Source organism: Verrucosispora sp. TAA-831, from assembly GCF_050780145.1.
GTDB lineage: Bacteria > Actinomycetota > Actinomycetes > Mycobacteriales > Micromonosporaceae > Micromonospora.
Genome location: NZ_CP192240.1, coordinates 215429 through 236303, shown reverse-complemented (window position 1 = coordinate 236303; position 20875 = coordinate 215429). Strand labels below are relative to the sequence as shown.

The following is a 20875-nucleotide window of genomic DNA, read 5'->3' as shown; positions in this document are numbered from 1 at the left end:
ACTGCCGTGCGTTATGTGAACGGCCCGCGCGGGCCGATTGAGGACCTGGCCTCAGGAATTGGTCTTCTCGTCGCCCGGAGTCACCAGGACCACCCGGCGACGGCGGGACACCAGGAACATGGCCGCACCGGCGAGCACCACGCCCGCGCCGACGGCGCCGATCACGCCCGCCTGCACACCGGTGACCGGCAGGCCACCGCCGCCGCCACCGTTGCCGGCCGCCGCCACGATCACGGCGAAGTCGTCGCTGTTGTCCGACGGGTCGATGTCGGCGAACTCGGTGTCCTCGATCTCCCGGACCTCGGCCCGGTCGAAGTCCGGGATGGTCGCCTGCTTGCTGAACCGGGCACCGGGCGGCAACGCGCCGTGGGCCTCCGCCTTCAACCAGCCGTCCTTGAGGGCCACCGGTGCCTTCACGTCCTCGTCCACGACGATCGGCATATCGATGATGAGCACCTCGTCGGTCCCGATCACAAGCGTCTTGTCATCGCAGACGGCGCTGCGGTTGTCGGCGCTGATCTCCCACCCCTCGACCGGGAAGGCGAAGGTCACACCCACCGGAAGCTGGAAGGTCAGCTTGACACCCTGGGCGATCAGGTCACCCTGGTTCAGGACCGCACCGAAGACGATCGAGGTATCGCCCGGAAGGAGTTTGTCGCTCTCCTTCTCGGTTTCGAAGTCGATGCCGGTCTTCACGTCCGGCACGATAACGCCCAGGTCGACGCCGCTCTCCGGGGTCACCTCGACGTCGAAGGTGACGCTGTTGTTGCTGTCGTCGGTGTCGTCCGGCGACTCGATGGTGATGGTGACCGGGGCCTTGTACGGCCCGGTGGCCGTCTCACCGGTCTTGATCAGGAGGAGCGGCAGCTCGACGGTCTCGCCGGGGCCGGGGATCTCGGTCTTGTCCAGCTCACAGACGAACAGATTCGGGTCGGGGTCGCTGTCGAACGTGCACCCGCCCTCGGTGTACATCGCGAACCAGAGCTTGCTCTCGTCCACCTTGGAGGCGTCGACCTTGAGGGAGACCTTGCTCGGGGTGTTCTTGCCCTGATTGGCGATCTTGGCCCAGGCGAGCTTGCCCCAGGAGCCCTCGGCGACCCTGGTGCCAGCCGAGGTGATCGCCAGATCGGTCTCGGTGCCGGCGGCGTTGGCCGGCGCGCCGAACGCGGCGACCGCGCCCAAGGCGAGCAGCGCGGCCGTGGCCAGGCTCGCGGCACGACGAGTACGGAAGATCATTGAAGGGTCTCCCCCGTGGAGTGGTGAGAAGCGTACGGCCGGGGACGTTAGCGCTCAGGAACCACCCACGCCACCCCGGATCACACCCGCCACACGCTGCTCAGCTAATGGTCATCTAAGGTTTGTCCGGATTGATGGCTCTTGTTGCCCGAGGGAGCGCGACCCCGCGCCGGTCCGGCACTACGCTTCGAGCCGGTTGGATGGGCGGGGCGAGCCGTTCGGGTGATCAGCCGAGCGTCGGCACCGTTGGCGAACCGTGACCTTTCCGGGGACCACTCGTGACCTTGGGGAGACTCAGTTCGCCTCGACCAGCGGCAGGGAGCGACCGGCACCGCCGCCGGGCAGCGCGATCGACGAGAAGTGCGACACCACCCGCTCGTCGGTGGGGTCGTCGGCGGGGGTGTGGTGCACGGCCAGCCGCCGGTAGAGCGTGTCCCGTTGCGCCGGGATCCGGTCGGCGGAGCGGATCATCCCGATCAGCTCGTGCAGGTTGGACCGGTGCCGGGCGCCCGCCGAGGAGATCACGTTCTCCTCCAGCATGATCGAGCCCAGGTCGTCCACGCCCATGTGCAGCGCGAGCTGGCCCACGTCCTTGCCCGTGGTCAACCAGGACGCCTGCAGGTGCGGCACGGTCTCGAAGAAGAGCCGGGCCACGGCCACCAGGCGGAGGTACTCCAGCGTGGTCGCCTGGGTCCGGCCCTTGAGGTGGTTGTTCTCCGGCTGGTACGTCCACGGGATGAAGGACCGGAAACCCTGGGTGCGGTCCTGCACGTCGCGGATCATCCGCAGGTGCTCGATCCGCTCGGCGGCCGTCTCACCGGTGCCCATCATCATCGTCGCGGTCGACTCGACGCCCTGCCGGTGCGCCAACTCCATGACCTCCAGCCAGCGCTCACCCGACTCCTTGAGCGGCGCGATCGCCTTCCGCGGGCGCTCCGGAAGCATCTCGGCGCCGGCACCGGCGATCGAGTCCAGCCCGGCGGCCTTGATGCGGGCGATGGCCTCGTCCAGGCTGACGCCGGAGACCTTGGCCATGTGCAGGATCTCGCTCGGGCCGATCGAGTGGATGGCGAGCTGCGGGTACGCCTTCTTGACCGAGGAGAACAGCTCCTCGTAGTACTCCACCCCGTATTCCGGGTGGTGACCGCCCTGGAGCATGACCTGGGTCGCGCCCAGTTCGACCGCCTCGCCGCAGCGACGCAGGATCTCCTCGGTGGGGTGGGTCCACCCCTCCTTGTGCTTGGGAGCCCGATAGAAGGCGCAGAACTTGCACGCCGTCACGCAGACGTTGGTGTAGTTGATGTTGCGGTCGATCAGGTACGTGACGACGTTGTCCGGGTACCGCCGACGGCGCACCGCGTCCGCGGCCTCGCCCAGCGCGTGGAAGGGCGCCTCGGTGTAGAGCAGCAGCGCCTCCTCGGGCGTGATCCGCCCACCGTCCGCGCCGCGCTGCAGGATGTCGTCGATCTCCCGGCTCGTCGTCACGCCACCGAGCCTACGCCGGGCTCACCCGTACCCCCACGAGCCCCGGCCACCCTGTGACCAAGATCGGAGCCACCCGGAGGCAGCCGAGACGTTCGGCGACGACCGACCCGCCCACCTCCGCAGCCCGACCCATTCGAGATCCTGGTGCGAAACCGCCCTCCGCGAGAGGGACGGTGCGGTTCCCAGATCCGCCGAGCGGGTGGGGCGGATGGAAGCTAGGCGTCGTAGTCGACGGTGACGGTGTCGGTGACCGGGCTGGACTGGCAGGTCAGCACGTAACCGGCCGCCACCTCGTCGGGCTCCAGCGCGTAGTTGCGGGCCATCTCGACCCGACCGGAGACCACCTTCGCGCGGCAGGTCGAGCAGACGCCGCCCTTGCAGGCGTACGGCAGCTCGCTGCGGACCTTCAACGCCGCGTCCAGGACCCGCTCGTCGCGACGCATGGTGAAACGCGACGACCGGCCGTCGAGCAGGATGGTGACCTCGGTGCCGGTGCCCGGCTCGTCACCGGGGCGGCGGACCGGCACCGGCGGCGCGTCGACGTGGAACAGCTCGGTGTGCACCGCGGACTCGGCGACGCCCCGCCCGACGAGCACCGTCTTGGCGTCCACCACGAGCCCGTACGGACCGCAGAGGAACCACTCCTCGATCGCGTCAGCGGGTACCACGGTGTCCAGCAGCCGACCCAGGCGCGCGGCGTCGATCCGCCCGGATAGCAGCGGCGACTCGGTCTCCTCCCGCGACAGCACGTGCACCAGGTGCAGCCGCGTCGGATAGCGGTCCTTCAGGTCGGCCAACTCCTCGGCGAACATCACCGAGTTGGCCGTGCGGTTGCCGTACACCAGGGTGAAGGTGCTGGCCGGCTCGACGGCCAGGGCGGTGGCGACCAGCGACAGCACCGGCGTGATGCCGGAGCCGGCGACCACCGCGCCGTAGCGGCGGACCCGGCCCGGGGCGAACGCGCTGCCGAAGTGTCCCAGCGGCGGCAGCACCTCGACGGTGTCGCCGCGCCGCAGCACCCCGCAGGCGTACGCCGAGAACGCGCCGCCGGGGATCTCCCGCACCCCGATCCGCAGCCGACCGTGCCGGGCCAGCTCCTGCGGCGTGGAGCAGATCGAGTACGACCGGCGCACGTCCGGGCCGGCGCTCCCGCCCACGTCGGCGGGGAGCCGTACGGTGAGGTGCTGCCCTGCCTGGAAGGCGAAGGTCTCGCGCAACTCCTCGGGCACGTCGAAGGTGATCGCGACGGCGTCGGAGGTGAGCCGGTCGACCGCGACGACGGGCAACGGGTGGAACACCGGGCGACGGCGGACCGGACGGGTGATGGTGACAGTCACAGCGCCTTCACATGGTCGAAGGGTTCGGAACAGGCGCGACAGCGCCACAACGCTTTGCACGCGGTGGAGCCGAAGCGGCTGAGCTGCTCAGTCTCCGGCGACCCACAGCGCGGGCACCGCACGGCGAGGGTCAACGGGACCACGCCGTCGCGGGATGTCGCGTGCGGTGGGGCGATGCCCGCGGCGGCCAGCTTGGCCCGACCGGCGTCGCTGATCCAGTCGGTGCTCCAGGCCGGACTGTGCACCGTACGCACCTCGGCGTCCGGGTGTCCGGCGGCGGCCAGCGCGCGTCGGATGTCGGCCCGGATCACGTCCATCGCCGGGCAGCCGGTGTACGTCGGAGTGATGGTCACCACGACGCGGCCGGTGCCCGCGTCCTGCTCCACCGCACGCAGGATGCCGAGGTCGTCGATGGTGACCACCCGGATCTCGGGGTCCACCACCGACGCGACGGCCACGCGCGGATCGGTCATCGTGCCGGTCCGACCGCGTTCACCAGCGCGCCCCGGGGTGGGCGCGGTGCACCACCTGCGCTTCGGCGAGCAGGTACGACAGGTGTTCCGTGTGCACGCCGTCCCGTCCGCCGGTCGGTGCCCAGACTAAATCCGGCGCGGTGAGGGTCGCCTCGGCGAGCACGTCGGTGACCGTGCGGTCGAACTCGCCCCGCAGGGTGGCCGGGTCGACCGGGGCGTCCGGCGCGGGGGCGAACAGCTCGTTCGCGTACGGCCAGACCTGGTCGATCCCGTCCTGCATCCGCCGGTGCGACTCGGCGGTGCCGTCACCCAGCCGCTTCACCCAGAGCGCGGCGTGATCCAGGTGGTAGGCGGACTCCTTGCGCGCCTTGCCGCCGATCGCGGCCAGCCGCTCGTCGGCGCAACCGGCCAGCGCGGTGTAGAGCGGGAGCTGGTACGCCGACAGCACGAGCAGCTTCGCCATGGTCACCGCGAAGTCGCCGTTCGGCAGCTCGACCAGCAGACAGTTGCGGAACTCCCGATCGTCACGCAGGTACGCCAGCGCGTCCTCGTCCCGGCCCGCGCCCTCCAACTCGCCCGCGTACGTCAGCAGCAGCCGCGCCGCGCCGAGCTGGTCGAGGGCGATGTTGGCCAGCGCGATGTCCTCCTCCATCTCGGGGGCACGGGTGGTCCACTCGGCGAGCCGCTGCGCCGCGATCAACGCGTCGTCGCCGAGCGCCAGGGTGAAGGCGAACGGACCGTTCACAGGTGCGCCACCCCGTCCGGCACCTCGTAGAAGGTGGGGTGGCGGTAGACCTTGTCGGCCGCCGGGTCGAAGAAGGCGTCCTTCTCGTCCGGGCTGGAAGCGGTGATCGCCCCGGCCGGCACCACCCAGATCGACACCCCCTCCTGGCGACGGGTGTAGAGGTCCCGGGCGTTCCGCAGGGCCAGCTCGGCGTCGGGCGCGTGCAGGCTGCCCACGTGCGTGTGCGACAGACCCCGCCGGGCCCGGACGAAGACCTCCCAGAGCGGTGCGGATTCCCTCGCGCTCACAGCGTCACCTCGGTTCGCGACTGCGGGGCTCGCAAGATCGGCTCACTCCTCGCGCTCACGCTGCCACCTTCTCCCGCCGCTTCGCCGCGTACGCCTCGGCGGCCTCGCGGACCCACGCGCCGTCGGCGTGCGCCTGGCGCCGGTGTGCCATCCGCTCCCGGTTGCACGGCCCGTTGCCCTTGATCACTCGCATCAGCTCGGCGTAGTCGGGCTGGGTGAAGTCGTACGCCTGGCGCTCCTCGTTCCAGCGCAGGTCCGGATCGGGAATGGTGAGCCCGAGCGCCTCCGCCTGGCCGACGCACATGTCCACGAAGCGCTGCCGCAACTCGTCGTTGGAGAAGCGCTTGATCTTCCAGGCCATCGACTGGGCGGAGTGGGTGGAGTCACCGTCCGGCGGGCCGAACATGGCCAGCGACGGATACCACCAGCGGTCCACCGCATCCTGCGCCATCGCCTGCTGGGCCGGGGTGCCGTGTGCCAGCACGTGCAGGATCTCGTAGCCCTGGCGCTGGTGGAACGACTCCTCCTTGCAGACCCGGATCATGGCGCGGGCGTACGGGCCGTAGGAGCAGCGGCACAGCGGCACCTGGTTGACGATCGCCGCGCCGTCCACCAGCCAGCCGATGACACCGACGTCGGCCCAGGTCAGAGTCGGGTAGTTGAAGATCGAGCTGTACTTCTGCCGGCCGTCCAGCAGGAGCTGGACCAGCTCGTCCCGGCTCACCCCGAGGGTCTCGGCCGCGGCGTAGAGGTAGAGCCCGTGACCGGCCTCGTCCTGCACCTTGGCGAGCAGGATCGCCTTACGCTTGAGCGAGGGGGCCCGGCTGATCCAGTTGCCCTCCGGCTGCATGCCGATGATCTCTGAGTGCGCGTGCTGGGCGATCTGCCGGATCAACGTCCGCCGGTACGCCTCCGGCATCCAGTCACGCGGCTCGATCTTCTGGTCGGCGTCGACCACCGCGGTGAAGTAGGCCGCCAGGTCCGTTCCGGAGTCGGCGTCCACGCGGCTCCGCTCCGCCGCGGCACGCAGCGCCGCCTCCGCCGCCTCGACCTCGCCGAGCAGGCCGCCGGGCGGTTCCTCGCCCGGGAAGTCATTGCCATACATGGACTCAGTGTTACAGCTTGCAACTTTTGACACCAGAGGGGTGTCATAGAAATACGAGATACCCCAGCGTTACCAGGCACGCGCCCCGGGTAGCGCCCACCGGTGTGAGACGGGTCACATATGAGCGGCAAATCCTCGCAACAGCCGCGTAGCGGGTTCTTATCCCGCCTTCACGGCGAGTTGACCGGTGTCGGATCCTGGCGTCATCCGAATCCGGACGTAGACTTCGCAGGTCACACCGATCGGTGCAGGACGATCGCACGCCGATGGGGCACCTCCCCCGCCCCCGGAGCGATCCACACCGGTCAGTCCTGGCAACAAGCCGGTCCCCCCGGCCCTGACCTCTGGAGCTCACCCGCTCATGCGATCTCGCGTGATCATGGTGTTCGCCGTCACGGCGGTCCTGCTCGGCGGCGTCATGCTGGTGCCGGCCGCGTACGCCCGACTCTCCGGCGACGAGGCGAACGCCGCACAGGAGAGCGTCGCGGCACCGCCGCCCGCGCCACCGCCGCCACCCACCCTCGCAGCGGGCAAGGTGTCGGTGAACTTCAAGGGCGACTTCTTCTCGTGGGCGCTGATGGACCGCGAGACGGGTGAGATCTCCGGCTCGAAGAACATGGCCTCGACCAGTTCCACCGAGTCGATGATCAAAGCGTGGATCGTCGCCGACTACCTGCGCCAACTCGACGACGGGGAGTTGACGGCGGCGGCGAAGAAGGCGGCCAGCAAAGCCATCCGGGACAGCGACGACTCGTCGACCAACTACATCTACCGCATGGCCGGCGGCTCGTACGCGGTGCCGGCGGGCGGTCAACCCGGTCCGGTGATCAAGCGCGCGATCAGCATCTGCGACCTCACCGACACCAAGCGGGGCAACGTCAAGGGGTACGAGGGCTGGTGGAGCTTCACCAGGATGTCCCCGCGCGACGCGGTCCGGCTCGGCGACTGCATCGCCGACGGCCGGGCGGCCGGCCCGAAGTGGACCGAGTGGCTGCTCTCCGAGATGAGCAAGGTACGCGGCACCACCGCCGACAAGGACCAGCACGAGGACGAGGGTTGGGGCGGCGGCCGGTGGGGCATCATCGACGGACTACCTGAGTCGATCACCAGTCAGGGCCCGGTCGGCATGAAGAACGGCTGGACCAAGCTGTTCTACGACCGCAGTTGGCACGTCAACTGCCTCGCGGTCACGGAGAAGTGGAGTCTGGCCGTGATGCTTCGCTATTCGTTCGCCGAGAAGCTCGACTACGGCGCCGACGTCTGCGCCAGCGTCGCCGCCCAACTGGTGACCCCGCAGCCCGGCGGTGCGCTCAAGGTGCCGCAGCAGCCGGCCGGGAAGCTCTGATGGCCACCGGTAAGCGCGACCGGGAGGGCGGAACATCTCCGCTACGGCTCGTCGCCATCGCCTGCGTACTGCTCGGGCTGGTCCTGGTCTCCCTGCGCCTGCTCCCCGGCTCCCCCTTCGAGTCCCGCGCCGCCGCCGAGTGGGGCCGCTCCGAGCCGCCGGTGTCCCGCGCCGGCTCGCTCACCGACCGTCACACGCGGCCGTCGCCCTCGCCGAGCCCGTCGCCCGAGCCCGAACCGCTGCCGTTCGCTGCCAAGCAGCTCGACCTGGACATCGACGGCTGGTACGGCTGGAGCGTGCTGGACCGCCGCTCCGGCGAGATCATCGGCTCGGACAACATGGACGAGACCAACACCACCGCCTCGCTGATCAAGTCCTGGATCGTCGCCGACTACCTGCGACGCACCGCCAACGCGGGACAGACGCCGAGCGACGCGAAGCTCGACGACCTGACCAGGATCATCCGGGACAGCGACAACACCCGTACCGAGCAGCTCTACACCCAGATCGGGCGGGCCGCGTCGATCAAGCGGCTGCTGTCGGTCTGTGACCTGACCGACAGCAAGGTCTCCAGCGACCTCGGCTGGAGCCGCACCGAGCTGTCCCCCCGCGACACCGCACGGCTGGGCAACTGCATCGCCGACGGTCGGGCCGCCGGCCCCGAGTGGACCAAGTGGCTGCTCAAGGAGATGCGCCTGGTACGCGGTGCCGGCGACTTCGGTATCCGCAAGGCGTTCCCGGCCGACGAGGCGAAGCAGATCGCCATCAAGAACGGCTGGGTGGACCGCACCCGCGAGCAGGAGATCCACGTCAACTGCCTGGCGGTCGGCGATACCTGGACGATGGGCGTGATGCTCCGCTACCCCATCAGCAGGGGCTACGAGTACGGCATGGACAACTGCCAGGAGATCACCGAGGCGCTGCTGACGCGTACCTGATGGTGCGGAACGGTCAGCGGGTGAAGAAGGCCGGTCCACCGGCCGGCAGCGCGGGCGTCTCGCCGATCTCGGCGGCCCGACGGGCGAACTCCCGGAGCCCGGCGACCTGACGCTCGCCGAGCGAGAAGTCCAGGGCCCGGAAGTACTCGGCGAGGGTGGTCGCGTCGAACGGCTCCCAACGGGCCGCCGACTCGGCGACCTGGTCCAGCTCGGCCAGGCACAGGTCACGCGAGCGCAGGAACGCCTCGTGCACCTCCTTGACCAGGCCGGGATGAGCGGCGGCGAAGTCACGACGGACCGCCCAGACGGCGAACACCATCGGCAGCCCGGTCCACTCCCGCCAGGCCGACCCCAGGTCGGTCACGGTCAGCCCCTGCCGGGGCGCTTCGTACATGGCCCGCAGCGCCACGTCGCCGATCAACACTGCGGCGTCGGCCTCCAGCAGCATCTGCGTCAGGTCCGGCGGGCAGCGGAAGTACTCCGGGTCGACGCCGTACCGCTCACGCAGCAGCAGCCGGGCGAGCAGCACGCCGGTCCGCGAGGTGGACCCGAGCGCGATCCGCGCCCCGTCGAGATCGGCCAGCGGGCGGGTGCTGACCAGGTTGACCGACAGCACCGGCCCGTCGCTGCCGACCGCCAGGTCCGGCAGGAGCAGCAGTTCGTCGGCGTGCCGCAGGTACTCGACCAGGGTGATCGGCCCGATGTCCAGGTCACTGGCGACCAGCGCCGCGCTGAGCCGATCCGGCGAGTCCTTGTGCAGGTCGACGTCGAGCAGCGCTCCCGAACGCATCAGCCCCCAGTAGATGGGGAGGCAGTTGAGGAACTGGATGTGCCCGACCCGGGGGCGGGCGACGCGCTCGACCATGCCCCGACCGTATCGCCGCCCGACCCGATCGGCTCAGCGAGCCGCCCCGGAAGTGGCCAACCCCGCACCCGTCGGTAAGGAAGGGCCCCCTGCTATCGCCTGGTGTCGTACAGGGGACCCTTCCTTACATAAACCGGTTGCTGGCCGGCGGGCGGGGAGTAGGCTGTCCGCTTCCGCCTGACGGCCGAGGTGAGTAGCACCGGAGCGGACGTCCCGCGCCGACCCGTGGTCGGAAACGCGAGCGGCAGCCTTCTTCCCCGCGTCAAGGAGCACGTGGATGAGCCTGCACGCCCCACAGACCCCGCACCCGCCGACGTCCGGCCTCGACGACGAGCTGACCGCCGAGCGGGCCCACCTGACCCGGTCCCGAGCCGCCCTGCACCGGATGCGCGAACGCGCCGAGGCACTCTTCGCCACCGGCGACACGGTGGCCGGTGACTCGTACACCGCCGAGCAGCTCGGGCGGCACCTCGCCCGTCGGGTGGCCGAACTGGCCGACGACCCACGGACGCCGCTGTTCTTCGGCCGCCTCGACTTCGGCGACGCCGACGCCGAGCACTCCGGGCGGCGCTACCACGTCGGCCGCCGGCACGTCACCGACGAGCAGGGCGAACCGCTGGTGCTGGACTGGCGGGCACCGGTGTCGCGGTCGTTCTACCGGGCCAGCGCCCGCGACCCGCAGGGGCTCGCGGTGCGCCGCCGGTTCGGTTTCGGCGACGGCGTGCTGACCAGCTTCGAGGACGAACGCCTCGACCGTGGCGAGGAACTCGGCACCGCCAGCCGGATCCTCACCGCCGAGATCGAACGCCCCCGGATCGGGCCGATGCGCGACATCGTCGCCACCATCCAGCCCGAGCAGGACGAGCTGGTCCGCGCCGACCTGACCGACTCGATCTGCGTACAGGGCGCGCCCGGCACCGGGAAGACGGCGGTCGGGTTGCACCGCGCCGCATACCTGCTCTATCTGCACCGGGAGCGGCTACGTCGGTCGAAGGTGCTGGTCGTCGGGCCGAACCGGGCGTTCCTCGGGTACATCGCGGCGGTGCTGCCCGCCCTCGGTGAGGTGGAGGTCGCGCAGGCCACCGTCGAGGACCTGGTCGACCGGGTCGCGGTGCGGGCGACGGAACCGTCCGAGGTGGCGAGGATCAAGCACGACGCCCGGATGGCCGAGGTGCTGCGCCGGGCCGTCGACGCGTACGTGGGCGAGCCGACCGAGGCGATGACCGTCTCCGACGGCTCGTACCGCTGGCGGATCGGGTTGGAGCCGCTGCACCGGCTGGTCCACGAGACCCGCGCGGCGGAGCTGCCGTACGCCGTCGGCCGGGAACGGATCCGGGCGCGGGTGGTCGGGCTGCTGCAACGGCAGGCCGAGGCCCGGCGGGCGGAGTCGCCGAGCGACGCCTGGCTGCGCCGAACGGGCCGTTCGACGCCGGTCACCACCTTCCTGGACGCGGTCTGGCCCGCGCTCACCCCGGAGGGGCTGGTGCACGCCCTGCTCGGCGACCCCGCCCGGCTCGCGGCGGCGGCTGAGGACCTGCTCACCGCCGACGAGCAGGCCCTGCTCACCGCCGGGAAGGTGGCCCGTACGCCGAAGGCCACCCGGTGGACCGCCGCCGACGCCGTCCTGATCGACGAGGCGGCCGGGCTGATCGAGCGGCCGACCGGCTTCGGGCACGTCGTGGTCGACGAGGCCCAGGACCTCTCCGCGATGCAGTGCCGGGTGATCGCCCGGCGCAGCGAGCACGGCTCGCTCACCCTCCTCGGTGACCTGGCCCAGGCGACCGCGCCCTGGGCCGCCACCGACTGGCGGGACACCCTGCGCCACCTGGGCAAGCCGGACGCGGCGGTGGTGCCGTTGACGGTCGGCTTCCGGGTGCCGGCGGAGGTGCTCGCCTTCGCCAACCGGCTGCTGCCGGCGCTCGCCGTCGACGTGCCGCCGGCCGAGTCGCTGCGCCACGACGGCACCCTCACGGTGCGTACCGTGACCGACCTGTTCGAGGCGACGGTGGACGAGGTGCGCGCGGCGCTCACGCACGAGGGATCGATCGCGGTGGTCGCCGCCGACGACGCGGTGCCCGGGCTCCGCGCGGCGCTGGCGGCGGCGGGCATCGAGACGGCGACGGTGGACGAGCCGACGGAGGGTACGCGGGTCTCCGTCATGCCGGCCACCAGCGTGAAGGGCCTGGAGTACGACCACGTGGTCGTCGCCGAACCGGCCGCCATCGTGGCCGCCGAACCACGCGGCCTGCACCGCCTGTACGTGGTGCTCACCCGGGCGGTGTCCCGGCTGTCGGTGGTGCACGTCGCGCCGCTTCCCGCCCCGCTCGGCTGAGCGCGCGGTCGCGCCGACGCGTCAGACCGTCAAGGGAGCAACCCGGAAGGAGCCGTGATCCCGCTGGTGGTGATCGCCGCGACGCTGACCGCGGCCGAGATCACCCCGCTCCGGTTCCTGCTGGCGCTGGCCACCGTGTCCGTGGTCGCGGTGCCGTTCACCCTGCTGGGGCTCGCCATCGGATGCTCACTGCCGAGCATGGCGGTGACCGTGGTGGCCCAGGTCGTCTTCTTGTCGCCGGTCATGCTCGGCGTTTGGGTGGTGGCGCTGGCCGCGGTCGGCGGATGGGCGTACCGACGGGACGAGGGTCGCCGGTTCAGTTGACGTTCCGGCCGTTTCCCTCGGGCGGCGGCCGGGCGGTGCCACGATGCCGGTGAGGGTGGTCGAACGGCGGGCGCCCCGAGCCGAGAGGGGTGGCCGTGGTCGACATTCCGCCCGGCACCCCCTGCTGGGCCGATCTGGCCACCCCGGGGCTGGACGCGGCGCGACGGTTCTATCCCGAGCTGTTCGGCTGGACCGGCCGGGTCGATCCCGAACCGGAGGCGGGCGGTTACACGGTCTTCCTGCTGGGTGGGCGACCGGTGGCCGGAGTGGGGCCGCCGGCCGTACCGGACCAGGTGCCGATCTGGTCGACGTACGTCGCCACCGACGACGCCGACCTGGTCGCCGGCCGGGTGGAACGGGCCGGTGGGCAGGTGGTGGTGCCACCGTTCGAGGTGTTCGACCGGGGCCGGATGGCGGTGTTCAGCGACCCGGCCGGTGCCGCGTTCAGCGTGTGGCAGCCGATGACCTTCGGCGGTGCCGACGTCTTCGACGTACCCGGCGCGATGTGCTGGACCGAACTGGTCACTCCCGACCCGGACGGGGCACGGGTCTTCTACGAGCTGGTCTTCGGGTGGCAGCCCGAGGAGGAGCCGATGGGGCAGGTCGCCTACACCGGCTGGCGGCTGGGTGACCGCCTGGTGGCCGGGATGATGCCGCCACTGGGTGCCGAGTTCCCGGCCGACTCACCGGCGTACTGGACGCTCTACTTCTCGGTCGCCGACGCCGATGCCACCGCCGCCCGCGCCGCCGAACTGGGCGGCACCATCCTCGTGCCGCCCCGGGACATCCCCGCCGGCCGCGTCACCGCTCTACGCGACCCGCACGGCGCACTCTTCTCCCTCATCGCCCTGACCTCCTGACCGCCTCACCCCGTCGTCACCCGTCAACGGGGACGGGTGGGGAGGACCAGGGGGCCGTGCGGGCCGGGGACGACCGTGACGTGGGCCCGGTAGTAGCGGGCGAGCATCTCCTCGGTGAGCACCTCGGTCGGGGTGCCCTCGGCGACGATCCGGCCGTCGGCCAGCAGCACCATGCGGTCGGCGTACTCACCGGCGATGGAGAGGTCGTGCATGGTGGCCAGCACGGTCAGGCCGTGCGTCCGGCGTAACTGGTCGACGAGTTCGAGCACCTCCTGCTGGTGACCGATGTCCAGCGCGCTGGTCGGCTCGTCGAGCAACAGCAGGGTCGCGCCCTGGGCCAGCGCGCGGGCCAGGAAGACCCGCTGCCGCTCCCCGCCGGAGAGGGTGGCCAGTTCCCGGCCCTGGAAGCCGGCCAGGTCCAGCCGGCCGAGCACCTCGTGCACCACGGCCAGGTCGGCGGCGGACTCCCGGCCCAGCGGCGGGATGTACGGGGTACGCCCGAGCAGGACGTAGTCCAGCACCGCCATGCCGGGCGGTACGACCGGGGACTGGGCCACGGTCGCCACCACCCGGGCCCGTTCGCGGCGGCGCAGGGCGCTCGACGGCGTACCGAAGAGGTGCACGGCGCCCGGCGCGGCGAGCAGGCCGCCGACGGCCCGCAACAGGGTCGACTTGCCGGCGCCGTTGGGTCCGATCACGGTGACCCACTCGCCGGGCCGGACGGTCAGGTCGACACCGGCCAGGATCGGCGTGCCGTCCAGGCTGATCCGCAGATCACGCACCTGCACGGCGTCGGCACCGGACGCGGCCCGGTCGCCACCTGACGACTCGGGCGCGGTCATGTCAGCACCCGCCGGGCGGTCCGCAGCACCAGGACGAAGAAGGGACCGCCGAGCAGCGCGGTGACCACCCCGATCGGGATCTCCTGCGGCGCGGCGGCGGTCCGGGCCACCACGTCGGTCAACGCCAGGAAGGCGCCGCCGAACAGCAGCGACAGCGGCAGGATGACGCGGTAGCTCGATCCGGCGAGCAGTCGCACGGTGTGCGGCACGATGATCCCGACGAACCCGATCAGGCCGGAGGCGGACACCGCGGCGGCGGTGCCCAGCGAGGCGGCGGCGATCAGCAGGTACCGGGAGCGCTGCGGGTGCAGGCCCAGCCCGGCCGCCTCGTCGTCACCCACCGAGAGCACGTCCAGCTCCCGCCGGTGCAGCAGGATGACCAGGCTGGTGAGCAGGAAGTACGGCAGCACCAGCCGGACGTCGTGCCAACCGGCGGTGGCCAGCCGCCCGAGCAGCCAGGAGTACACCTCCTGGATGCTGTCCGCGTTGCGTTGCAGCAGGTACGTCTGCCCGGCGGAGAGGAACGCGGAGACGGCCACCCCGGCCAGGATCAGCGTGGCCGGGGAACGGCTGCGTCCACCGGCCACTCCGAGCAGGTACGTCATGGCGACCGCACCGAGCGAGCCGACGAAGGCGGCCAGCGGGATGGTGAGGGGGAGCCCGCTGAGCGCCCCGCCGGTGGCGGTGCCGAGGGTCAGTACGACGGTGACCGCCAGGCCCGCCCCGGCGGCCACGCCGAGCAGGTACGGGTCGGCCAGCGGGTTGCGGAACACGCCCTGGTAGGCGCCACCGGCCAGGGCGAGCAGTCCACCGACCAGCAGGCCCAGCACCACCCGGGGCAGCCGCAGCTCGGTGACGATGGCGATCTCGCGCTCGGTCAGCCCGCTCTCCAGGCGTACCCCGGGCAGCAGGTTGAGCAGTTCGATCGCGACGCTGCCGGGCGGCAGGCTGACCGGCCCCAGCGAGACGCCGGCCACCAGGGCGACGAAGACGGCGAGCACGCCGATGGCGAGCCAGCGTTTCCGCAGGCCCGCCGGACGGCTGACGGCCGGTAAGGAAGGGCCCCTTGCTAACGCCTGGTGCATAGGAAGGGTCCCCTGCTAACGCCTGACGACGTCGGTCACTCGGCAGCCTTGCTGGTGGCGTCCACGATGGTGCGGAGCAGGTCCACCACACGCGGGCCCCAGCGCGAGGCGATGTCGTCGTCCAGCTCGACGATCTGGTCGCTCTTGACCGCCTCGATGCCGGACCAGCCGCTGCGCGCCTTGACCGTGGCGGCGCTCTGCTGGCAGCACTTCACGTCGGAGAGGAAGACGAAGTCCGGGTTGGCCTGGACGATCACTTCCTGGGAGAGCTGCGGGTAGCCGCCGTTCTTGCCGTCGGCGTCCGCCGCGTCGGCGATGTTCTCCAGGCCGGCGAGGGCGTAGATCGAGCCGATGAAGGTCTTGCTGGTGGCGGTGTACAGCTCCGGCCCCAGCTCGTGGAAGTAGGTCGGCGCCTGGACCCGCTGCGGCACCTCGGCGACGATCTTGGTGATGTCGTCCTTCATCCGCTGCACCACGTCGGCCGCCGCGTCGGCGTTGCCGGTGAGCGTGCCCAGCTCGGTGATCTGCCGGTACGAGTCGTCCAGGGTCTGCGCCGCCGGGGTCAGGTACACCGGGATCTTGAGCGTGGTGAGCTGGTCGACGATCTTGTTGCGGTCGTCGCTGAGCACCACCAGGTCGGGGTTCTTCGCGGCGACCGCCTCGGCGTTCGGCTGGTAGCCGGAGAGGTCGGTCTTGGGCGCGTCGGCGGGGTGGTTCGACTGGTCGTCGACGGCGGTGACCTGCGGGCCGGCACCGATGGCGAAGAGCATCTCGGTGGCCGTCGCGGAGAGCGAGACGATCTTCTCGGGACGCTGCTCCAGGGTCAACGACCCGACGGTGACGGGGTAGGCGGCGCCACTCGGGCGCTCGCCGGTGCTGGGTGTCTCGCTGCTCGTCTCGGCACAGGCGCCGAGGGCGAGCGCGGCCACCGCGAGAGTGGCGGCGAAGACCCGGGGGGTACGGCTGAACATCGGTCCTCCTGTCGGTCGAGGAGTGCTGCTTCGCCGACAGGAGCCGGGGCGGCCCGTCCGCGAGGCGCCCTTCCTCGAGAGCGCGAATCGCGACGCGCCCCAGGCGACCTGACTCGTCCCCGACATCCGGGGCATCACAGTTGCGGGACAGCGCCGGTTTCGCACCGGCTTCGCTGCGGCGGGTCGGTACGACGGTAGCGCACGGCGGGACCGCGACCCGCTGAGCAGGTCGCGGTCCCGGTCGGGGGCCACCGCCGGCAGCCCGTCGAGTTCACTTTTGTCCGGTTGGTTGCCCGGGACGGGGCCCCGCGCGAGGGGGTGTGGCGGGGCCCCGCCGGTCTCAGGAGGCGGTGATCGTGACGTTGTCCACAGCCGCCTCGACCAGGCTGGCCGTCGACGCGTCGGCGGCCTCCACCAGGATCCGGACGGACTGTCCCGCGTACGGGGTGAGGTTGAGGTTGGCCTGCGTCCAGGCGCCGTTGCGGTTGGTGGCCGCACCGGCCTGGGTCAGCAGGGCCGTGGTGCCGCCGTTGTGCACCACGCTGACCCGTAGGTAGTCGGCCGACGACGAGTTGGATCCGTGTGCCAGGTACCAGGCCAGCGACAGGGTCAACGTACCGCTGGACGGCAGGGTGACCGCCGGGGACCGGGCGCTGGTCACGCCGCCGTCCACGTCGTAGTCCCCGGCGGCGCTGCCGGCCAACCGGCCGGTGACCAGGTCGTTGCTACCGGCGAACGGGGTGAGCTGCTTGGCGCCGCTGGAGTTGGTGGCCTGCGCCGCCCCCCGCTCCCACTGCCCCGAGGTCGCGGTGTCGGTGCCGTTGGGGTTGATCGTCCAGCCGGTCGCGGTCTCGAAGGTGTCCGACCAGACGGTGGTCCCGCTGCTACCGCCGCAGTACTGGGCCTGCTTGCCGATGGCCCGGTACGGGCAGTCGGCGTACTCGGAGAGGATCAGCACCGCCTCCCGGTTGCGCGAGGTCTGCGCCGGGATGACCTCGTCGGGCGGGTAGAAGCCGCCGCCGGAGGCCGAGCCCGGATACAACTCGAAGGTGTACGCCCAGATGCCGTGCGTCGCCCACATCCAGTCGATGCTGCTGCCGTCGGTGATGTACAGGTCGCTGGACTGCTGCGGGGTGAAGCCGTTGGTCGCCGCCATCTGCTGGCCGATGGTGGCGAAGGTGTTGTACTGGTCGGCGTTCATCCCGGTGGCGGTGTTGCTGGTCGTGTAGCCGTACGGCCAGAGCACCAGCTCGGAGTAGGTGTGGAAGTCGATGTTGGCCTTGATCTGCTGCACCCCGCCGACCACCCGGCTGTTGACGAAGTTACGCAGCGCCTGCGTCTCCGGAGCGGAGAACGCCGACGGACCCCGGTAGGTGTCCGAGGAGGTGGAGCCGGACGAGCCGCCGCAGCACCCGAAGTTGTAGCTCCAGTTGCGGTTCAGGTCGGTGCCGACGTACGACGAGCCGCTGTTGGGTTGCCGGTTCTTCCGCCAGGACCGGTAGGAGCCGGTGGCGATGTCGTACTCGCTGCCGTCGGGGTTGACGGTCGGCACGATCCAGATCTCCCGGTTGTTGACCAGGCTGGTGATCCGGGAGTCGGAGCCGTAGTTGTCGGTGAAGAGGTTGAGCAGATAGATCGCCATCTCGACGGTCAGGTGCTCACGGGCGTGCTGCTGGGCGTTGAACAGGATCTCCGGCTCGTTCTCGTCGGTGGCGACGTTGTCGGAGATCTTCACCGCCACCAGGTCCCGGCCCTCGTACGAGCTGCCGATACTGATCTTGCGGGCGATCGACGGATGGTCCGCGACGACCTGGTTGACCACGGCGGTCATCTCCGCGTAGTCGTGGTAGTTCGCGTCGGCTGGCGGGAAGGCCAACGCGCCGACCTGCCCGTCTGCGGTGCCCCGATCGGTGGGCAGGGCGGCGATCGCCTCCAGCCGGAACCCGAGGCGGGTGATCGCGGCGGCCTCGGCGCGGGTGGCCGAGACGTGCAGCACGCCGTGTTCGGAGTAGTCGATCGCGGCACCGGTGCCGGCGATCGCGTTGCGGTCGGCGAGCGTCTTCGGGCCCAGTACCCGGTAGGGCACGGCGGCCGGCTGCTCGTCCCGGTTCGGGGCCGGTTCGGCGGACACCGGTGGTGCGGAGACGGTGAGCAGGCCGAGCCCGGCGGCGACGATGAGCGCCAGGGCACGGCGGACGGGGATCGAACGGAAGGCCATGGACAACCTCCTGGAGGCGCGGGGGTTCCCCGCCCGGTAGCGGACAGCCCACCACCGGTCACATGGTCATATCAACATCGATCGCTGTCCGGCCCATCCCAGCCGGATCCTCATGCCGACGACATGGTCCCGTCGCGACTGGTCAGGAGGACGGGCCGCGCCCCGGCTCGGTGGCGGACCCGGGCTGGTCGGTCGTCCCGCCGTCGGCCTGACCGCCGGAGACGGTGTCGGTGTCGGCCTGGTCCTCGCCGGCCAGGGCGGACCGTAGCCGCTCCTTCTCCGACCGGCGCCGCTCGGCGGCGGCGGCCATCTCCTCGGCCATCTGGTCGCGTACGCCCTTGAGGAGGAAGAAGGAGACCGCGGCGGAGAACAGCAGGGCCAGGATCAGCTTGAGGAAGATGTCCATGTCGACCGGCCAGAGGGCCAGCATCACGACCACGAACAGGCCGATCCGGCCGAGGGTGTACTTGGCCGCCGCGCTCACGTCGTACTCCATTCTCCGCCGGGGGCGGCCTCTTCGCTCCTCCGTGCGGCCTCGCCGCACGACGCAGGGCGACCTCAGGTCGTCCGGTCGACCAGCCAGCGGACGCCGGGGAACCAGACCAGCGCGTACACGACGGTGAACGTCACCGCCGCCAGGCCACCGGAGAGCAGCGGCGACAGCCCGGTCACCACGCCCGCCACCAGCAGGCCGGAGACCACCGCCATCGCCAGCGCCACCAACCCGGCCACCACCCGGGGCGCGCCGAACTCCCAGGCCCGGAAGTCCTCCCAGAACAGCCAGACGGCCAGGATCACCGCCAGCCAGCCGTTGGCCTGACCGAAGTCTCCGGCGCCGAACCAGGCGAAAGCGGTGTCGAAGAGCACCAACACCAGCATCCCGATGACCACCCCGGCCAGGCTGACGCCGAGCAGGTCACCCAGGAACCGGATGCGCCCGTCGTCGTCCCGGCGCGGGAACGCGCCCTGCTGCTCGCTCATCGTCGTGCCAGGGTACGCGTCGACTCAGGCCCAGACCTGCTGCGGCTCGGAACGGCGTTCCGCCATGCTCGGCGCGGCGTCGTACTCGCGGACCACCTCGTAGCGGGTGTTCCGCTCGACCGGGCGGAAGCCGGCGTCCCAGATCAGGTGCAACAGGTCGTCCCGGTGCATCGTGTTCGGCGTCCCGTACGAGTCCGCGTCGTGGGTGATCTTGTATTCGACGACCGAGCCGTCCAGGTCGTCCACGCCGAAGTTGAGTGAGAGCTGGGCCACCGAGAGCCCGTGCATCACCCAGAAGCACTTGACGTGCGGCACGTTGTCGAACAGCAGCCGGGAGACCGCGAAGGTCTTCAACGACTCGGCCGGCGAGGCCATCGTGGTGCGTGCCTGGATCCGGTTACGGACCTTGCCGTCCGCCGAGTCCACGAAGTCGTGCTGGTAGCGCAGCGGGATGAAGACCACGAAGCCGCCGGTCTCGTCCTGTAGCTCACGGAGCCGCAGCACGTGGTCGACCCGGTGCCGTGGCTCCTCGATGTGGCCGTAGAGCATGGTCGACGGCGTCTTCATGCCCTTGCTGTGCGCCAGCCGGTGGATCCGCGACCAGTCCTCCCAGTGGCAGGCGTGGTCGACGATGTGCTGGCGGACCTCCCAGTCGAAGATCTCCGCGCCGCCACCGGTCAGCGACTCCAGACCGGCCTCCATCAGCTCGTCGAGGATGGCATCGGCGGTCAGCCCGCTGATCTTCTCGAACCACTGGACCTCGGTCGCGGTGAACGCCTTGAGCTTGACCTTCGGCAGCGCCGCCTTCAGCTCGCGCAGCACCTTCGGGTAGTAGCGCCAGGGCAGCGTCGGGTGCAGGCCGTTGACGATGTGCAACTCGGTGAGCTGCTCGTCCTCCATCTCCTTGGCCTTGCGGACCGCCTCGTCGATGCGCATCGTGTACGCGTCCTTCTCGCCCGGCTTGCGCTGGAAGGAGCAGTACGCACAGGAGGCGGAGCAGACGTTGGTCAGGTTGAGGTGCCGGTTGACGTTGAACATCACCCGGTCGCCGTTGCGCTCGGTGCGCGCGTGGTGGGCCAGCCGCCCCAACCAGGTCAGGTCATCGCTGGAGTAGAGCGCGATGCCGTCCTCACGGGTCAGCCGCTCCCCGGCGTACACCTTCGCTTCGAGCTCGCGCTTGAGTCCGGCGTCCATCGAAAGCCCGTCCCTTTCCCCTGCGTCCGCGACCGCTGCCGGCCGCAGTCAGAGCCTACGTCGCACACCCGGGCTGCTCACACCGTGGTCCTTCGGTGACCAGCGTCTCCCGAACTCACAGTTTTCTTTAACCCGTCCAAACATCGACACCGCGCACCAGGTGAGGTAAGACAGGATGGGGCACGCCACACCTCGCACCGGTGACCGCGATCCGGCGACACCTGGCAGTAGCGTCCCCACGTCCGCGTCCGA

At 70.8% G+C, this 20875-nt stretch carries 20 protein-coding genes and 1 riboswitch; of the genes, 5 read left to right on the top strand and 15 right to left on the bottom strand.

Annotated features, from left to right (window positions below):
* Nucleotides 1–51: 51 nt before the first annotated feature.
* The 7 genes from ACQVFL_RS01100 to paaA all read right to left on the bottom strand — a co-directional run bounded on the left by ACQVFL_RS01100 (nt 52) and on the right by paaA (nt 6668).
* Nucleotides 52–1236 (bottom strand): LPXTG cell wall anchor domain-containing protein, encoded by a 1185-nt coding sequence (locus ACQVFL_RS01100; protein WP_431728379.1) that lies wholly within the window; start codon nt 1234–1236, stop codon nt 52–54.
* A gap of 294 nt (nt 1237–1530) precedes the next feature.
* Nucleotides 1531–2721, bottom strand: a complete 1191-nt coding sequence (gene mqnC / locus ACQVFL_RS01095; RefSeq protein WP_396692087.1) for a cyclic dehypoxanthinyl futalosine synthase — start codon at nt 2719–2721, stop codon at nt 1531–1533.
* A 215-nt stretch (nt 2722–2936) separates the two neighbouring features.
* Nucleotides 2937–4058 carry a 1,2-phenylacetyl-CoA epoxidase subunit PaaE gene (paaE, locus tag ACQVFL_RS01090; protein ID WP_431728378.1) on the bottom strand — a complete coding sequence of 374 codons (1122 nt, stop codon included), beginning with the start codon at nt 4056–4058 and terminating at the stop codon, nt 2937–2939.
* Nucleotides 4055–4531: a 1,2-phenylacetyl-CoA epoxidase subunit PaaD gene (gene paaD, locus ACQVFL_RS01085; protein WP_396692085.1), complete on the bottom strand. Its 477-nt coding sequence runs from the start codon at nt 4529–4531 to the stop codon at nt 4055–4057. The genes paaE and paaD overlap by 4 nt, the downstream gene beginning before the upstream one ends.
* 19 nt (nt 4532–4550) lie before the next feature.
* Complete coding sequence (gene paaC, locus ACQVFL_RS01080) at nt 4551–5276, bottom strand: 1,2-phenylacetyl-CoA epoxidase subunit PaaC (RefSeq protein ID WP_431728377.1); 726 nt, start codon at nt 5274–5276, stop codon at nt 4551–4553.
* Entirely contained in the window at nt 5273–5563 is a 291-nt protein-coding gene (paaB, locus tag ACQVFL_RS01075) for a 1,2-phenylacetyl-CoA epoxidase subunit PaaB (RefSeq protein ID WP_350697438.1), read from the bottom strand. The genes paaC and paaB overlap by 4 nt, the downstream gene beginning before the upstream one ends.
* Nucleotides 5564–5618: 55 nt before the next feature.
* The gene (gene paaA, locus ACQVFL_RS01070; RefSeq protein WP_396692083.1) at nt 5619–6668 is read right to left on the bottom strand and encodes a 1,2-phenylacetyl-CoA epoxidase subunit PaaA; all 1050 of its coding nucleotides are present in this window, start codon (nt 6666–6668) and stop codon (nt 5619–5621) included.
* A 361-nt stretch (nt 6669–7029) separates the two neighbouring features.
* Between paaA and ACQVFL_RS01065 the strand changes: the two genes are divergently transcribed.
* Both ACQVFL_RS01065 and ACQVFL_RS01060 read left to right on the top strand, forming a co-directional pair.
* A complete protein-coding gene (locus ACQVFL_RS01065; protein WP_431728376.1) occupies nt 7030–8013 on the top strand; it encodes a hypothetical protein in 984 nt (327 codons plus the stop codon).
* Entirely contained in the window at nt 8013–8951 is a 939-nt protein-coding gene (locus tag ACQVFL_RS01060; protein ID WP_396692081.1) for a serine hydrolase, read from the top strand. The genes ACQVFL_RS01065 and ACQVFL_RS01060 overlap by 1 nt, the downstream gene beginning before the upstream one ends.
* A gap of 13 nt (nt 8952–8964) precedes the next feature.
* Here ACQVFL_RS01060 and ACQVFL_RS01055 read toward each other — a convergent pair whose 3' ends face one another.
* Nucleotides 8965–9816 carry a menaquinone biosynthetic enzyme MqnA/MqnD family protein gene (locus tag ACQVFL_RS01055; RefSeq protein ID WP_431728375.1) on the bottom strand — a complete coding sequence of 284 codons (852 nt, stop codon included), beginning with the start codon at nt 9814–9816 and terminating at the stop codon, nt 8965–8967.
* Between the two features lie 277 nt (nt 9817–10093).
* On the opposite strand from ACQVFL_RS01055, the gene ACQVFL_RS01050 reads away from it, so the two are divergent.
* The 3 genes from ACQVFL_RS01050 (at nt 10094) to ACQVFL_RS01040 (ending at nt 13332) form a co-directional block, all read left to right on the top strand.
* On the top strand, nt 10094–12148 hold the full coding sequence (locus ACQVFL_RS01050) for a HelD family protein (protein WP_431728374.1): 2055 nt from the start codon (nt 10094–10096) through the stop codon (nt 12146–12148).
* 54 nt (nt 12149–12202) lie between these two features.
* A complete protein-coding gene (locus ACQVFL_RS01045) occupies nt 12203–12472 on the top strand; it encodes a hypothetical protein (protein ID WP_431728373.1) in 270 nt (89 codons plus the stop codon).
* A gap of 95 nt (nt 12473–12567) precedes the next feature.
* Nucleotides 12568–13332: a VOC family protein gene (locus tag ACQVFL_RS01040; protein WP_396692077.1), complete on the top strand. Its 765-nt coding sequence runs from the start codon at nt 12568–12570 to the stop codon at nt 13330–13332.
* 23 nt (nt 13333–13355) lie between these two features.
* Here the strand turns inward: ACQVFL_RS01040 and ACQVFL_RS01035 are convergent, their stop codons facing one another.
* The 7 genes from ACQVFL_RS01035 to mqnE all read right to left on the bottom strand — a co-directional run bounded on the left by ACQVFL_RS01035 (nt 13356) and on the right by mqnE (nt 20623).
* Nucleotides 13356–14174 (bottom strand): ABC transporter ATP-binding protein, encoded by an 819-nt coding sequence (locus tag ACQVFL_RS01035; protein ID WP_396692076.1) that lies wholly within the window; start codon nt 14172–14174, stop codon nt 13356–13358.
* Nucleotides 14171–15259, bottom strand: coding sequence for a FecCD family ABC transporter permease (locus tag ACQVFL_RS01030; RefSeq protein WP_431728372.1), 1089 nt, complete (start codon nt 15257–15259; stop codon nt 14171–14173). The genes ACQVFL_RS01035 and ACQVFL_RS01030 overlap by 4 nt, the downstream gene beginning before the upstream one ends.
* 35 nt (nt 15260–15294) lie before the next feature.
* Nucleotides 15295–16230 (bottom strand): ABC transporter substrate-binding protein, encoded by a 936-nt coding sequence (locus ACQVFL_RS01025; RefSeq protein WP_396692074.1) that lies wholly within the window; start codon nt 16228–16230, stop codon nt 15295–15297.
* Between the two features lie 107 nt (nt 16231–16337).
* Nucleotides 16338–16399: riboswitch (cobalamin riboswitch) on the bottom strand.
* Between the two features lie 171 nt (nt 16400–16570).
* Nucleotides 16571–18448 (bottom strand): M14 family zinc carboxypeptidase, encoded by a 1878-nt coding sequence (locus ACQVFL_RS01020; protein WP_431728371.1) that lies wholly within the window; start codon nt 18446–18448, stop codon nt 16571–16573.
* Between the two features lie 142 nt (nt 18449–18590).
* On the bottom strand, nt 18591–18932 hold the full coding sequence (locus tag ACQVFL_RS01015; protein ID WP_396692072.1) for a DUF4229 domain-containing protein: 342 nt from the start codon (nt 18930–18932) through the stop codon (nt 18591–18593).
* Nucleotides 18933–19006: 74 nt separating this feature from the next.
* Nucleotides 19007–19429, bottom strand: a complete 423-nt coding sequence (locus ACQVFL_RS01010; protein ID WP_396692071.1) for a hypothetical protein — start codon at nt 19427–19429, stop codon at nt 19007–19009.
* 24 nt (nt 19430–19453) lie between these two features.
* The gene (gene mqnE, locus ACQVFL_RS01005) at nt 19454–20623 is read right to left on the bottom strand and encodes an aminofutalosine synthase MqnE (RefSeq protein ID WP_396692070.1); all 1170 of its coding nucleotides are present in this window, start codon (nt 20621–20623) and stop codon (nt 19454–19456) included.
* Nucleotides 20624–20875: the final 252 nt, after the last annotated feature.

Coding starts and splice junctions, on each gene's coding strand:
- ACQVFL_RS01100 (WP_431728379.1), bottom strand. CDS start 1,236: ATGATCTTCCGTACTCGTCGTGCCGCGAGCCTGGCCACGGCCGCGCTG.
- paaD (WP_396692085.1), bottom strand. CDS start 4,531: ATGACCGATCCGCGCGTGGCCGTCGCGTCGGTGGTGGACCCCGAGATC.
- paaA (WP_396692083.1), bottom strand. CDS start 6,668: ATGTATGGCAATGACTTCCCGGGCGAGGAACCGCCCGGCGGCCTGCTC.
- ACQVFL_RS01065 (WP_431728376.1), top strand. CDS start 7,030: ATGCGATCTCGCGTGATCATGGTGTTCGCCGTCACGGCGGTCCTGCTC.
- ACQVFL_RS01060 (WP_396692081.1), top strand. CDS start 8,013: ATGGCCACCGGTAAGCGCGACCGGGAGGGCGGAACATCTCCGCTACGG.
- ACQVFL_RS01055 (WP_431728375.1), bottom strand. CDS start 9,816: ATGGTCGAGCGCGTCGCCCGCCCCCGGGTCGGGCACATCCAGTTCCTC.
- ACQVFL_RS01050 (WP_431728374.1), top strand. CDS start 10,094: ATGAGCCTGCACGCCCCACAGACCCCGCACCCGCCGACGTCCGGCCTC.
- ACQVFL_RS01035 (WP_396692076.1), bottom strand. CDS start 14,174: ATGACCGCGCCCGAGTCGTCAGGTGGCGACCGGGCCGCGTCCGGTGCC.
- ACQVFL_RS01030 (WP_431728372.1), bottom strand. CDS start 15,259: ATGCACCAGGCGTTAGCAAGGGGCCCTTCCTTACCGGCCGTCAGCCGT.
- ACQVFL_RS01025 (WP_396692074.1), bottom strand. CDS start 16,230: ATGTTCAGCCGTACCCCCCGGGTCTTCGCCGCCACTCTCGCGGTGGCC.
- ACQVFL_RS01020 (WP_431728371.1), bottom strand. CDS start 18,448: ATGGCCTTCCGTTCGATCCCCGTCCGCCGTGCCCTGGCGCTCATCGTC.
- ACQVFL_RS01010 (WP_396692071.1), bottom strand. CDS start 19,429: ATGAGCGAGCAGCAGGGCGCGTTCCCGCGCCGGGACGACGACGGGCGC.
- mqnE (WP_396692070.1), bottom strand. CDS start 20,623: ATGGACGCCGGACTCAAGCGCGAGCTCGAAGCGAAGGTGTACGCCGGG.